The sequence below is a fragment of the Acidovorax sp. 107 genome (assembly GCF_003058055.1).
Taxonomy (GTDB): domain Bacteria; phylum Pseudomonadota; class Gammaproteobacteria; order Burkholderiales; family Burkholderiaceae_C; genus Acidovorax.
Window position 1 is genome coordinate 3,554,578 of the sequence record NZ_QBTZ01000001.1, and the last position, 11,817, is coordinate 3,566,394.

17 protein-coding genes are annotated in these 11,817 nt (G+C 64.6%); 13 read left to right on the forward strand and 4 right to left on the reverse strand.

Annotated elements, in window-relative coordinates; genetic code table 11:
• Window positions 1-2: 2 nt before the first annotated feature.
• The 8 genes from rplB (at window position 3) to C8C99_RS16615 (ending at window position 3,977) form a co-directional block, all read left to right on the forward strand.
• Window positions 3-827, forward strand: coding sequence for a 50S ribosomal protein L2 (gene rplB, locus C8C99_RS16580; protein WP_008906426.1), 825 nt, complete (start codon window positions 3-5; stop codon window positions 825-827).
• Window positions 828-837: 10 nt separating this feature from the next.
• Complete coding sequence (gene rpsS, locus C8C99_RS16585) at window positions 838-1,113, forward strand: 30S ribosomal protein S19 (RefSeq protein ID WP_010467177.1); 276 nt, start codon at window positions 838-840, stop codon at window positions 1,111-1,113.
• A gap of 9 nt (window positions 1,114-1,122) precedes the next feature.
• Entirely contained in the window at window positions 1,123-1,455 is a 333-nt protein-coding gene (gene rplV, locus C8C99_RS16590; protein WP_007847806.1) for a 50S ribosomal protein L22, read from the forward strand.
• Between the two features lie 15 nt (window positions 1,456-1,470).
• Window positions 1,471-2,352 (forward strand): 30S ribosomal protein S3, encoded by an 882-nt coding sequence (gene rpsC / locus C8C99_RS16595; protein ID WP_015012189.1) that lies wholly within the window; start codon window positions 1,471-1,473, stop codon window positions 2,350-2,352.
• A 2-nt stretch (window positions 2,353-2,354) separates the two neighbouring features.
• Window positions 2,355-2,771 (forward strand): 50S ribosomal protein L16, encoded by a 417-nt coding sequence (gene rplP, locus C8C99_RS16600; protein WP_015012190.1) that lies wholly within the window; start codon window positions 2,355-2,357, stop codon window positions 2,769-2,771.
• A gap of 17 nt (window positions 2,772-2,788) precedes the next feature.
• On the forward strand, window positions 2,789-2,986 hold the full coding sequence (rpmC, locus tag C8C99_RS16605; protein ID WP_056642807.1) for a 50S ribosomal protein L29: 198 nt from the start codon (window positions 2,789-2,791) through the stop codon (window positions 2,984-2,986).
• A gap of 9 nt (window positions 2,987-2,995) precedes the next feature.
• Window positions 2,996-3,265 (forward strand): 30S ribosomal protein S17, encoded by a 270-nt coding sequence (gene rpsQ / locus C8C99_RS16610; protein WP_056058906.1) that lies wholly within the window; start codon window positions 2,996-2,998, stop codon window positions 3,263-3,265.
• 202 nt (window positions 3,266-3,467) lie between these two features.
• Entirely contained in the window at window positions 3,468-3,977 is a 510-nt protein-coding gene (locus C8C99_RS16615; protein ID WP_015012193.1) for a peroxiredoxin, read from the forward strand.
• Between the two features lie 69 nt (window positions 3,978-4,046).
• Here C8C99_RS16615 and C8C99_RS16620 read toward each other — a convergent pair whose 3' ends face one another.
• Both C8C99_RS16620 and C8C99_RS16625 read right to left on the reverse strand, forming a co-directional pair.
• On the reverse strand, window positions 4,047-4,550 hold the full coding sequence (locus tag C8C99_RS16620) for a GNAT family N-acetyltransferase (RefSeq protein ID WP_369818058.1): 504 nt from the start codon (window positions 4,548-4,550) through the stop codon (window positions 4,047-4,049).
• Between the two features lie 464 nt (window positions 4,551-5,014).
• A complete protein-coding gene (locus tag C8C99_RS16625; protein WP_108627212.1) occupies window positions 5,015-5,518 on the reverse strand; it encodes a TlpA disulfide reductase family protein in 504 nt (167 codons plus the stop codon).
• 185 nt (window positions 5,519-5,703) lie between these two features.
• On the opposite strand from C8C99_RS16625, the gene C8C99_RS16630 reads away from it, so the two are divergent.
• The 5 genes from C8C99_RS16630 to ptsP all read left to right on the forward strand — a co-directional run bounded on the left by C8C99_RS16630 (window position 5,704) and on the right by ptsP (window position 10,082).
• Entirely contained in the window at window positions 5,704-6,237 is a 534-nt protein-coding gene (locus C8C99_RS16630; protein ID WP_108626352.1) for a hypothetical protein, read from the forward strand.
• Window positions 6,234-7,493 (forward strand): MFS transporter, encoded by a 1,260-nt coding sequence (locus C8C99_RS16635; RefSeq protein WP_108626353.1) that lies wholly within the window; start codon window positions 6,234-6,236, stop codon window positions 7,491-7,493. The genes C8C99_RS16630 and C8C99_RS16635 overlap by 4 nt, the downstream gene beginning before the upstream one ends.
• Window positions 7,494-7,579: 86 nt before the next feature.
• Window positions 7,580-8,032, forward strand: a complete 453-nt coding sequence (locus tag C8C99_RS16640; protein ID WP_056642796.1) for a PTS sugar transporter subunit IIA — start codon at window positions 7,580-7,582, stop codon at window positions 8,030-8,032.
• A complete protein-coding gene (locus tag C8C99_RS16645; RefSeq protein WP_015012201.1) occupies window positions 8,001-8,270 on the forward strand; it encodes an HPr family phosphocarrier protein in 270 nt (89 codons plus the stop codon). The genes C8C99_RS16640 and C8C99_RS16645 overlap by 32 nt, the downstream gene beginning before the upstream one ends.
• A 54-nt stretch (window positions 8,271-8,324) precedes the next feature.
• On the forward strand, window positions 8,325-10,082 hold the full coding sequence (gene ptsP, locus C8C99_RS16650) for a phosphoenolpyruvate--protein phosphotransferase (protein ID WP_108626354.1): 1,758 nt from the start codon (window positions 8,325-8,327) through the stop codon (window positions 10,080-10,082).
• 82 nt (window positions 10,083-10,164) lie between these two features.
• Here the strand turns inward: ptsP and C8C99_RS16655 are convergent, their stop codons facing one another.
• Window positions 10,165-10,998 (reverse strand): DMT family transporter, encoded by an 834-nt coding sequence (locus C8C99_RS16655; RefSeq protein ID WP_108626355.1) that lies wholly within the window; start codon window positions 10,996-10,998, stop codon window positions 10,165-10,167.
• Between the two features lie 87 nt (window positions 10,999-11,085).
• Complete coding sequence (locus C8C99_RS16660; protein ID WP_108626356.1) at window positions 11,086-11,799, reverse strand: AraC family transcriptional regulator; 714 nt, start codon at window positions 11,797-11,799, stop codon at window positions 11,086-11,088.
• Window positions 11,800-11,817: the final 18 nt, after the last annotated feature.

Sequence of the window (11,817 nt, forward strand, 5' to 3'; positions counted from 1 at the left end):
TCATGGCTGTCGTTAAGATGAAACCTACCTCGCCCGGCCAACGTGCCGTGGTGAAGGTCACGCGTGACCACCTGTACAAGGGTGAAGCGTACGCCCCCCTGCTGGAGCCACAATTCCAGAAGGCCGGTCGTAACAACAATGGTCACATCACCACCCGTCACAAGGGCGGTGGTCACAAGCACCACTACCGTGTGGTGGACTTCAAGCGCAACAAGGACGGCATTCCGGCCAAGGTTGAGCGCATCGAGTACGACCCCAACCGTACGGCCCACATCGCTCTGGTGTGCTACGCCGACGGCGAGCGTCGCTACATCATCGCTCCCCGCAACCTGGAAGTGGGCGCAACCCTGCTGTCCGGTTCGGAAGCCCCGATCCGCGCTGGCAACACGCTGCCTATCCGCAACATCCCCGTGGGTTCGACCATCCACTGCATCGAGCTCAAGCCCGGTGCCGGTGCTCAGATCGCCCGCTCGGCTGGTGCTTCGGCAACGCTGCTGGCCCGTGAAGGCGTGTACGCCCAGGTGCGCATGCGCTCCGGCGAAGTGCGCAAGATCCACATCGAATGCCGCGCCACCATTGGTGAAGTGGCCAACGAAGAACACAGCCTGCGCCAACTGGGCAAGGCCGGTGTGAAGCGCTGGATGGGTATTCGTCCCACGGTTCGCGGCGTGGCCATGAACCCGGTGGATCACCCTCACGGTGGTGGCGAAGGCCGCACCGGCGAAGGCCGCCATGCAGTCGATCCTTGGGGCAATCTGACCAAGGGTTATCGCACCCGTAACAACAAGCGCACACAGATCATGATCGTGTCGCGTCGCAAGAAGTAAGGGGTAACAGATGACTCGCTCTCTTAAAAAGGGTCCATTTGTTGACCATCACTTGCTGGCCAAGGTCGAAAAGGCCGTCGCCACCAAGGACAAGAAACCAGTCAAGACCTGGTCGCGTCGCTCCATGGTTCTGCCCGAGTTCATCGGTCTGACCATTGCCGTGCACAACGGCAAGCAGCACGTACCTGTCTATGTCACCGACCAGATGGTGGGCCACAAGCTGGGCGAATTCGCCCTGACGCGCACCTTCAAGGGTCACCCCGCTGACAAAAAAGCGAAGAAGTAAGGAACGACCATGTCTGAAACACGTGCAGTCCTCCGGGGCGTCCGTCTGTCGGTCGACAAGGGCCGTCTGGTCGCCGATCTGATCCGCGGCAAGAAGGTGGACCAGGCTCTGAACATCCTGAACTTCACGCAGAAAAAAGCTGCGGGAATCGTCAAGAAGGTTCTGGAGTCGGCCATCGCCAACGCCGAACACAACGATGGCGCTGACATCGACGAACTGAAGGTCAAGACCATCTACGTCGAACAAGGCACCACGCTCAAGCGCTTCACCGCGCGCGCCAAAGGCCGCGGCAACCGCATCAGCAAGCCCACGTGCCATGTGTACGTGACGGTTGGCAACTAAAGGCTCGGGAAGACTATGGGACAGAAAATCCATCCTACCGGCTTCCGCCTTGCGGTCAGCCGCAACTGGTCCAGCCGTTGGTACGCCAGCAACCGTGATTTCGCGGGCATGCTGGCCGAAGACATCAAGGTGCGTGAGTACCTGAAGGCCAAGCTCAAGAACGCGGCTGTGTCGCGTATCCTGATCGAGCGTCCTGCCAAGAACGCCCGCATCACCATTTACTCGGCACGTCCTGGTGTGGTGATCGGCAAGAAGGGCGAAGACATCGAGAACCTGAAGAAGGAACTCGCGTCGCGTCTGGGCGTGCCCGTCGCAGTGAACATCGAAGAAGTGCGCAAGCCTGAAATCGATGCCAAGCTGATCGCCGACAGCATCACGCAACAGCTCGAAAAGCGGATCATGTTCCGCCGCGCCATGAAGCGCGCCATGCAGAACGCCATGCGTCTGGGTGCCCAGGGCATCAAGATCATGTCGTCCGGCCGTCTGAACGGTATCGAAATCGCTCGTTGCGAGTGGTACCGTGAAGGCCGCGTGCCACTTCACACGCTGCGTGCGGACATCGACTACGGTACCTCTGAAGCCAAGACCACCTACGGTGTGATCGGCGTCAAGGTCTGGGTCTACAAGGGCGACACGCTGGGTCGTAACGACCTGCCAGCGGTGGAAACCCCTCGTCCAGACGAAGAGCGCCGCCCACGCGGTCCACGTCGTGATGGCCGCCCAGGTGGCGATCGTCCAGGCGCAGGCCGTGGCCCACGTCGTCCTGTCGGTGGCAACACCGCTCCGGCCGACGGCAGCGACAAGCCAGCGGAAGCTGGTGGCGCTGATAACAATGCCGTTAAGCGCGTACGCAAGGTCGCCGCGCCCGCTACAGCAGCGGACGGTAAAGGAGAATAAAGATGCTGCAACCTGCTCGCCGTAAATACCGCAAGGAGCAAAAGGGCCGTAACACTGGCGTCGCAACGCGGGGTGCCTCCGTTGCCTTCGGTGATTTCGGTCTGAAGTGCACCGATCGTGGCCGTCTGACGGCCCGCCAGATCGAAGCTGCACGCCGTGCGATTTCCCGTCACGTCAAGCGTGGCGGCCGTATCTGGATCCGCGTGTTCCCGGACAAGCCAATCTCTACCAAGCCCGCAGAAGTGCGTATGGGTAACGGTAAGGGCAACCCCGAGTACTACGTGGCCGAAATCCAGCCCGGCAAGATCGTGTTCGAAATCGTTGGTGTGCCCGAAGAACTGGCCCGCGAAGCGTTCCGCCTGGCTGCTGCCAAGCTGCCGCTGCGCACCACGTTCGTCAGCCGTCACCTCGGCGCGTAATTCAGGAGACCATGAAAATGACCAAAGCTACTGAACTGCGCCAAAAAGACGTTGCCGGCATCGAATCCGAAATCAAGGCGCTGCAAAAGGCCCATTTCGGCCTGCGCATGCAAAAGGCTACGCAGCAACTGGGTAACACCAACACGCTGCGCACCACCCGCCGTGATATCGCACGTGCCAAGACCATCCTTGCTGAAAAGCAAGCCGCCAAGTAAGGAGCCCATATGACGGAACCTAAAAAATCCCTCAAGCGCACCTTGATTGGCAAGGTGGTCAGCGACAAGCGTCAAAAGACTGTGACCGTGCTGGTCGAGCGTCGTGTGAAGCACGAGCTCTACGGCAAGATCGTTGCGAAGTCGAGCAAGTACCACGCCCATGACGAAAATGGCGAATACAAGCTGGGCGACGTGATCGAAATCACCGAAAGCCGTCCGCTCTCCAAGACCAAGAATTGGGTGGCTACCCGCTTGGTGCAAAAGGCCGGCCTGCTGTAAGCAGCTGTCCATGCCTGTTCCGGGGGCGCAAACCCCTGGGCAGCAAGGCCCTTCAAAACGACCCACAATGTGGGTCGTTTTGCTTTGTGGGCCTCCTTTTTTTTATGCGCACGGTGCACGGCACAGTGTCCAGAAGGAGCGTCCCGAGGCATGGCGTTCTCGGGTTTCCAACAGCCCATCCCAACATCCCTAGGAGAAAACAATGATCAAAGTCGGTGATACCCTGCCCGCAGCCACGCTGATGGAATATTCCGAAGTCGAGGGCGAAGGCTGCAGCATCGGCCCGAATCCCGTGGCGGTGGACAAGGCCACGGCGGGCAAGACGATTGCCCTGTTTGCCTTGCCTGGTGCCTTCACGCCCACCTGCTCGGCCAAGCACGTGCCTGGCTATGTGGAGAAGGCTGCCGAGTTCAAGGCGGCTGGTGTGGATGAGATCTGGTGCGTGAGCGTGAACGATGCGTTCGTGATGGGTGCCTGGGCCCGCGACCAGAAGACCGATGGCAAGGTGCGCATGCTGGGCGACGGCAGCGCCGCCTTCGCACAAGCCACGGGCCTCACCCTGGACCTGACCTCCAAGGGCATGGGCCTGCGCAGCAACCGCTATTCCATGCTGGTGCGCGATGGCAAGGTGGTGACGCTCAATGTCGAAGCGCCTGGCAAGTTTGAAGTGAGCGACGCGGACACCCTGCTGGCCCAGGCCAAGGCTGCGTGATGCGCTGCTGATCGCTATTGAATTAATAGCTGCTAGCGCATGTGCATCCTGCGCTAGCGCCTCAAGTGGTCAAAAAATATCGACCTTGAGGTAATGTGCCCCGGGTATGGGGTTGTGGTAGTAGGGCGGGATTTCTTCGAAGCCCAGATCGGTGTACAGCGCGCGGGCCGACTCCATGTCATCCAGGGTGTCGAGCAACACGCAGGCGTACCCCGCCTGCCGCGCCCGGTCCAGCATGGCTTCGGCCAGCTCGCGGCCCAGGCCAAAGCCCCGAAACGCCTTGCGCACGTACAGCCGCTTCATTTCGCTGGCATTAGGGTAATCGGCGTTGTCCAGCGGGCGCAGGGCGCAACAGCCGGCCAGCGCGCCTTCGACTTCTGCGACCAGCAGGGCGCCACGGGGTTCAGCGTAGTCGCCAGGCAACTGTGCCAGTTCGGACTCAAAGTCCTGAAAACACAGATCCACGCCCAGCGTGCTGGCGTACTCGCGAAAAATGTCTCTGACCGTGTCCCACTCGGCGGCCGAGGCGGGGGTTCTCAGGGAGATAGAGGGCTTGTCCAAAGCGCGGGGCATGCAAACGACGGAGCCGCCAGTGTAGCGACTTCGCTCAGCGCACCGGTGTCGCCGGCAACACGAACCTCGGCATGTGCCCAGCGGGATGCGCTCCATGGCCAACGGCCGTCTGCCTTTTGAGGCCAAAGAGAGGCCGAAAAGCATCAATGCGGTGACCCCCATGGCCAAGCAGCCCAGGCTCCGGACTTTTGCCGAAGAGCCGCAAGCAGAGTCCGTCAAACTTGCGGCCCCTGGATGGATTCCTTAGGCAACCCCAACCCGCTTTTTCCTGTTACCGCAGGCGCCTGCAAGGCCCGCCGCGACAACGCCCGCACAAAGTGAATCAGGGAGCAGGGGAGGTTGTAGTTGCTATGCTTTACGTAGCAATAAGAACAGATTCCACTAGCACAAGAGGCCAATTTCTCTCGAAATTGGCCTCTTGTATGTTCGCGGCGGGTTTTGGGGCAGAGGATCTGCGCGGCCCGTCAGGTCTCCGCCAACAGCTTCTCGATCAACTGGTGCAGTTCCGGGAAGTTGGGCGCACCCACATAGGTCTTCACGATCTCGCCCCGTTTGTTCACGATGAAGGTGGACGGCGTCAGGCGCACATCGCCCCAGGCCTTGGCCACGTTGCCGGTGTTGTCGATGGCTACCTGGAAGGGCAGCTTGCGCGTCTCGGCAAAGTTCACCACGTAGCTGGGCGGGTCGTAGCTCATGGCCACGGCCAGGGTGTCAAAGCCTTTGTTGTTGTACTTGTTGTAGGTGGCGATGATTTCAGGCATTTCGGCCACACAGGTGGTGCAGCTGGTGGCCCAGAAATTGACCAGGGTGACCTTGCCTTTCAGGTCGGCGGTGGATTTGCTGGAGCCATCCAGCAGCACGAAGGTTGATGCAGGCGCTTCGGTGCGGCCCGTGTCCAGGTACACATAGGCGCCCACAGCGGCAAACGCTGCCACCGCCACACCTGCTGCCCAATGTTTGATCGCCATGACTTCACCATCCATCCAAAAAAGACCCGGAGGGCCTGTTGCGCCCCACCCCGCATTGTGCCGGACTGGCCCATCCACCGCACCGAAACGCCTACGACACCCGTGCTGGATTCGATTCATCCTGAAAAGTTCGCCGTAAAACGCGCTGGACTGCCGACAACAGCCGCCCTGTCGATAATGCCCTGATGAAATGGACATTGACCGGGGCTGCAGCCCTTCTGATCGCGGGTTGCAGCCCCGCGCTGAACTGGCGCACCGTGCCGCTGCCCGAGGCAGACCTGACCGTCACCCTGCCGTGCAAACCCGACCAGGCCACCCGCACCGTGGAGCTAGCCGGTGCACCGGTGGAGCTGTCCATGGTGGGCTGCGACGCCGATGGTGCGACCTTTGCGGTGTCCCACGCTGCGTTGGCCGACCCCGCCCAGGCGGGCGCGGCGCTCACCCACTGGCGCACGGCCATGCTGGCGCGTCTGGGCGCAGGGGCGCAGGCGGGGGCCAAAGATGTTCCCTACGCGCCACGCGGCACCTTGCCCTTGCCGCAATCGGTGCGCACGGTGGCCCAGGGCCAGCGCCCCGATGGCAGCGCGGTCACGGCGCAGGCCGTGTGGTTTGCGCGTGCTGCAGGGCCGCAGGTGCGGCTGTACCACGCCGTGGTCTACACCGCCAAGCCACGGCCTGATGTGGCCGACCAGTTCTTTGCCGGCCTGGCGCTGCCATGAGCGGCAGCGTGTTGCCCCGGCGGGCCGCCGTCGTTGCCTTTCTGGCGTTTGCGTTTGCGTACTTTCTGTCGGCGCTGGTGCGCGCGGTTACCGCCACCCTGGCCCCGACGCTGGCCCAGGAGTTCTCGCTGCATGCGCGTGACCTGGGGCTGCTCGCGGGTGGGTACTTTCTGGGCTTTGCGGCCACACAGCTGCCTTTGGGCACCTGGCTGGACCGCCATGGCCCCAAGAGGGTTGCTCTGGGGTTTCTGGGCGTGGCCGTGATAGGCAGCCTGGTGTTTTCGGCGGCCACGGGGTTTTCGGGCCTGCTCGCGGGACGGGTGTTGTGTGGCGCAGGTGTCAGCGCGTGTCTGATGGCGCCCCTCACGGGCTACCGCCGTTGGCTGGAGCCCTTGGCCCAGATGCGGGCGAACTCGTGGATGCTGATGACGGGCTCATTGGGCATGGTGGCGTCCACGCTGCCTGTGCAGTGGGCGCTGCCGCTGGTGGGCTGGCGCCCGCTGTTCTGGGGGCTGGCGGTACTGATTGCGGTGGCCATGGGGGTCATCGCTGTCTGGGTGCCGCGTTGGGCGGCCGCAGGCGCGGCATCGCCCACGGCACAGGCCGGAACGGCCGAAGCGCCCCAGGGCTATGGCGTGGTGTGGCGAGACCCGTATTTTCAGCGCCTCGCCCCGCTGGGTTTCTTTTGCTATGGCGGCATGGTGGCCATGCAGACCCTGTGGGCGGGGCCGTGGATGCAGCGCGTGGCGGGCTACACCGCCCTGGAGTCGGCCACGGGCCTGTTCTGGATCAACATCTCCATGTTGTGCACCTTCTGGACCTGGGGCATGGTCAACCCGTGGCTGCTGCGCAAGGGGTTTGGTGCCGATCGGTTGATGGCCATGGGCCTGCCGCTGTGCCTCGTGGTGTTGCTGGGCATCATCCTGGCGGGGCCCCAGGCCGGGGGCGGCGCCTGGGCGTTGTTCTGCGTGTCGTGCACCTTCGTGTCGCTGTCGCAGCCTGCCGTGGCCATGGCGTTTCCGCAGGCGCTGGCGGGGCGCGCGCTGTCGGCCTACAACCTCGTGATTTTTGCAGGCGTGTTTGTGGTGCAGTGGGGCATTGGCCTCGCGGTGGACGCCTTCGATGCCGCCGGGCTGGCCACCGTGCCGGCGTTCCAGGCAGCCATGGCGGTGTACCTGGCATGCAACGCGAGCGCCTACGCGTGGTTCCTGCTGCGGGGGCGGCGCCATAATGTGCTGCCCATCCCCACACCATGAAGACCTGCGCAAACATCGATGCAACCACCGGCAGTGCCTTCCTCGCCGGCCCTTCGTTGCTGCCCGGTGTGGCGTAAGTCGTGACCATGACCCCCACCAGCATCCTCATCATTGCCCACGCCCCGCTGGCCCACGCGCTGCGTGAATGCGCATTGCATGTCTTTGCCGACTGCGGCAGCAGCGTGGCTGCGCTCGATGTGCAGCCCAACCAGCCCCCCGAAGAATCGCTGGCCCAGGCGCGCATCATGCTGGACCAGCTGGGCACCGACACTACTCTGGTGCTGACCGATGTGTTTGGCGCCACGCCCTGCAATGTGGCGCAGCGCCTGGTGGATGGCGTGCGCTCGCGCCTGGTGACGGGCGTCAACCTGCCCATGCTGCTTCGCGCCGTGAGCTACCGGGCCGAGCCGCTCGACTCCGTGGTGACCCGCGCCGTCGTGGGGGGCACCCAAGGGGTTATGCAGGTGGCCATTTCCGCACCGCAGAACCAGAACCGCCGTAACCGACATGATCAAGACCCGTACGACCATCAGCAATAAACTGGGCCTGCACGCCCGCGCATCGGCCAAGCTCACCAAGCTGGCCGGCAGCTTTCCGTGTGACGTTTTCATGAGCAAGGGCGAGCGCCGCATCAACGCCAAGAGCATCATGGGCGTGATGATGCTGGCCGCCGGCCTGGGCTCTGAGGTGGAGCTGGAAACGAGCGGCGACCGCGAGCAGGAGGCCATGGACGCTCTGCTGGCGCTGATTGCCGACAAATTTGGCGAGGGTGAGTGAGCCTGCCAACCCCGCCAGCCCCGCCAGCCCCCTTGAACCCTTGATGACACCACCATGACCTTCTCCGTCCACGGCCTCGCAGTTGCACGCGGCATCGCCATTGGCCGGGCCGTGCTGGTGGCGTCGAGCCGCGTGGACGTGGCGCACTATTTTGTGGAGCCAGAGCAGGTCGAGGGCGAGATCGAGCGCGTGCGCCAGGGCCGCAATGCCGTGGTCGAGGAGCTGCAACGCCTGCAGACCGACATGCCCGCCGACGCGCCGCACGAGCTGACCGCGCTGCTGGATGTGCACCTGATGCTGCTGCAGGATGAGGCCCTCACCGGCGGCGTCAAGCACTGGATCACCGAGCGCCTTTACAACGCCGAGTGGGCGCTCACCACCCAGCTCGAAGTCATCGCGCGCCAGTTCGACGAGATGGAGGACGAGTACCTGCGCGAGCGCAAGGCCGACCTGGAGCAGGTGGTGGAGCGCATCCTGCGCTACATGAAGGGCGTGGCCAGCCCCGTGGCGCCCCCGGCAAGCAGCCCGCGCCGCAAGACGCAGCAGGACCTGCTGCTGGACGACACGGTGGATGTGCCGCTGGTGCTCGTGGCGCACGACCTCTCACCCGCCGACATGCTGCAGTTCAAGCAAAGCGTGTTCGCGGGCTTTGTGACCGATGTGGGCGGCAAGACCAGCCACACCGCCATCGTTGCGCGCAGCATGGACATCCCCGCCGTGGTGGGCGCGCGCGCCGCCAGCCAGTTGGTGCGGCAGGACGACTGGGTCATCATCGACGGCGATGCGGGCGTGGTCATCGTCGATCCGTCGCCCATCATCCTGGCCGAATACGGATTTCGCCAGCGCCAGGTCGAGCTGGAGCGCGAGCGCCTGGCGCGCCTGCGCCACACACCCGCCATCACCATCGACGGCCACAAGATCGAGCTGCTGGCCAACATCGAGCAACCGGGTGATGCCGCCGCGGCCGTGCGCGCCGGGGCGGTGGGCGTGGGGCTGTTCCGCAGCGAATTCTTGTTCATGGGCAAAACGGGCAACCTGCCGGGTGAAGACGCGCAGTACCGCGCCTACTGCGAGGCCATCGATGGCATGCAGGGCCTGCCCGTCACCATTCGCACCATCGATGTGGGAGCGGACAAGCCGCTCGACCACAAGAGCCACAAGGACGGTTACCTGAACCCCGCGCTGGGTCTGCGCGCCATCCGCTGGAGCCTGGCCGACCCCGCCATGTTCCGCACCCAGCTGCGCGCCGTGCTGCGTGCGGCGGCGCATGGCAAGGTCAACCTGCTGTTCCCCATGCTGGCCCACACGCACGAGATCCAGCAGACCCTCGCGCAGGTCGATCTGGCCCGGGGCGAGCTGGATACGCGTGGCGAGCCCTACGGCCCGGTGCAGCTGGGCGCGATGATCGAGGTGCCCGCCGCCGCGCTCATGGTGCGCACCTTCCTCAAGTATTTCGACTTCCTCTCGATCGGCACCAACGACCTGATCCAGTACACCCTGGCCATTGATCGTGCCGACGAGGCTGTGGCCCACCTGTACGACCCGCTGCACCCCGCCGTGCTGCGCCTGGTAAGCGATGTGATCGCCGAGGGCGAGCGCCAGGGCAAGAGCGTGTGCGTGTGCGGTGAGACGGCGGGCGACGTCAGCATGACGCGGCTGCTGCTGGGCCTGGGCCTGCGCAGTTTCTCCATGCACCCCGCGCAGATCCTGGCCGTCAAGCAGGAAGTGCTGCGCGCCGACACGCGCAAGCTCGCGCCCTGGGCGCAGCAGGTGCTGGAAGGCGACGAGCCTGCCGTGCTGCTGACGGCATGAAGGTCGTTGATTACTTCAAAATTGATAGCTGCTAAGGCATATTAATCGGGCGCTATCGGGCGATTTGGTCGAGTTTTGTGCGTCAGCGCGCCCGCATCCCCATCACGGCCGCGCTGATGATCATCACCGTGGCCAGCGCAATGCTCCAGGTGAAGGTGCGTCCGCTCACCAGAATCAACAGCGCGGTGGACGCCAGCGGCGTGATGTAGCTCAGGATGCCGATGTGCCGCGCGTCCCCCAGCTTGAGCGCCTTGTCCCACATGAAAAACGACGCCCCCAGAGGCCCCAGGCCCAGCACGGCCAGCAGCCCCCAGTCGCGCGGCTGCAGCGCGACGGCGGGCTCCAGGAGCGCATGGCACAGCAGCGACAGCACGCCCGACACCAGTCCGAACAGGCCAATGGCCGTGGTCGGGAAGGCCGCCACGCGCTTGGTCAGGAGCGAGTAGGTGGCCCAGATGAAGGCCGCCGCCAGCGCGGGCAGATAACCCCAGGCCAGCGCCCCGCTCAGCTCGCGCCCGCCTGCAATGGCGATGGCCGCACCCCCAAAACCCAGCAGTGCCGCCAGCACATGCGGCAGGCGCAGGGCCACGCCGGGCAGCACCACAGGTGAGAGCACCACGATGAACAGCGGCCACAGGTAGTTGACCAGGTTGGCCTCGACCGGAGGCGCATGGCGCAGCGCGATGAACAGCAGGAAGTGGTACGCAAACAGGCCGTACACGCCCAAGGCCAGCGTGCGCAGCGGGATGCGCCACTGCGACGGGTCACGCAGCACAAACGGCCAGGCCGGCACGCTGCCGATGATGAGCGCGATCCCCGTGAGCAGGAAGGGCGGAATGTGGGTGAGGGACACCCCCAGTGAAGCGAGAGAAGCCCATAGCGCAATGGCGCCCAGGGCATAGAGGTTGGCTTGCATGGGCGCACTGTAAACGTGCCAGGCATCGCGCAACGATGGTCGGTCGTCGCCATCCTGCGGTCTTGGAACAGGTCAGGGTGTGACCGGTCAGCCGCGGCGAAGGGCGGCCGTCAGGGCCGACGGCGAACGGTAGCCTGTGCGCCGGGCCACCTCTGCCACGGGCATGCCGCCCGAGCGCAGCAACTGGGCGTGTTCCAGTCGTTGACTGCGCAGCCAGGCCATGGCGCCCTGGCCCTGCTCGTCGCGGCAGCGGGCGGCGAACTGGCTCGGACTCAGGTGGACCTGCTGCGCAATGTCCGCCACCGACAGCGGCCGGTGCCACTGCAAGGCGGCCCATTGGCGCAGCGCTGCCCAGTCGATGGTGCGGCGGCGTGCGCCGGCATCCGCCGGGGCCGACCCTGGGGTGGAGTGGGGAAGGGGCTGCAACCAGGCCTCCAGCAGCAGCGCGGGCCCGTGGGCCAGGGCCAGAGGGCGACCCTGTTGCAGGGCGCTGGCAAGATACCGGGCCAGGGTGAGCGCAGGGGGGGGTGGGGTGGTCTGCAGTGCGGGGCCGGTGCAGTGCCTCCAGCCCATGTCGCCGCTGTCCAGCACCAGGCAAAGGCTGCCGCCAGTGGCCTCGAAGTCGTGGTGCGCACCCGGCGCAATAACGCAGCCGCCACCGGTGGGGACACGCATGCCGCGCCCGTCGATCTCCAGCTCCAGAGCACCAGCCAGGCCCAGCAGCACCTGGAAGTGGTCGTGGCTGTGGCTGCCGGGGGAGGGGCCGTACCGGCGCAGCGAGAGCGAGCCGGTGTTGTCCATGGCGATGGTCGCGTCGTG

Bases quoted from the DNA above. Each gene is read 5' to 3' on its own strand.
- C8C99_RS16630 (WP_108626352.1), top strand. From the start codon at position 5,704: ATGAAATGGACATTGACCGGGGCTGCAGCCCTTCTGATCGCGGGTTGC.
- rplB (WP_008906426.1), top strand. From the start codon at position 3: ATGGCTGTCGTTAAGATGAAACCTACCTCGCCCGGCCAACGTGCCGTG.
- C8C99_RS16640 (WP_056642796.1), top strand. From the start codon at position 7,580: ATGACCCCCACCAGCATCCTCATCATTGCCCACGCCCCGCTGGCCCAC.
- rpmC (WP_056642807.1), top strand. From the start codon at position 2,789: ATGACCAAAGCTACTGAACTGCGCCAAAAAGACGTTGCCGGCATCGAA.
- C8C99_RS16615 (WP_015012193.1), top strand. From the start codon at position 3,468: ATGATCAAAGTCGGTGATACCCTGCCCGCAGCCACGCTGATGGAATAT.
- C8C99_RS16660 (WP_108626356.1), bottom strand. From the start codon at position 11,799: ATGGACAACACCGGCTCGCTCTCGCTGCGCCGGTACGGCCCCTCCCCC.
- rpsQ (WP_056058906.1), top strand. From the start codon at position 2,996: ATGACGGAACCTAAAAAATCCCTCAAGCGCACCTTGATTGGCAAGGTG.
- rpsC (WP_015012189.1), top strand. From the start codon at position 1,471: ATGGGACAGAAAATCCATCCTACCGGCTTCCGCCTTGCGGTCAGCCGC.
- C8C99_RS16655 (WP_108626355.1), bottom strand. From the start codon at position 10,998: ATGCAAGCCAACCTCTATGCCCTGGGCGCCATTGCGCTATGGGCTTCT.
- rpsS (WP_010467177.1), top strand. From the start codon at position 838: ATGACTCGCTCTCTTAAAAAGGGTCCATTTGTTGACCATCACTTGCTG.
- C8C99_RS16635 (WP_108626353.1), top strand. From the start codon at position 6,234: ATGAGCGGCAGCGTGTTGCCCCGGCGGGCCGCCGTCGTTGCCTTTCTG.
- C8C99_RS16620 (WP_369818058.1), bottom strand. From the start codon at position 4,550: ATGCCCCGCGCTTTGGACAAGCCCTCTATCTCCCTGAGAACCCCCGCC.
- rplV (WP_007847806.1), top strand. From the start codon at position 1,123: ATGTCTGAAACACGTGCAGTCCTCCGGGGCGTCCGTCTGTCGGTCGAC.
- rplP (WP_015012190.1), top strand. From the start codon at position 2,355: ATGCTGCAACCTGCTCGCCGTAAATACCGCAAGGAGCAAAAGGGCCGT.
- C8C99_RS16645 (WP_015012201.1), top strand. From the start codon at position 8,001: ATGATCAAGACCCGTACGACCATCAGCAATAAACTGGGCCTGCACGCC.
- ptsP (WP_108626354.1), top strand. From the start codon at position 8,325: ATGACCTTCTCCGTCCACGGCCTCGCAGTTGCACGCGGCATCGCCATT.
- C8C99_RS16625 (WP_108627212.1), bottom strand. From the start codon at position 5,518: ATGGCGATCAAACATTGGGCAGCAGGTGTGGCGGTGGCAGCGTTTGCC.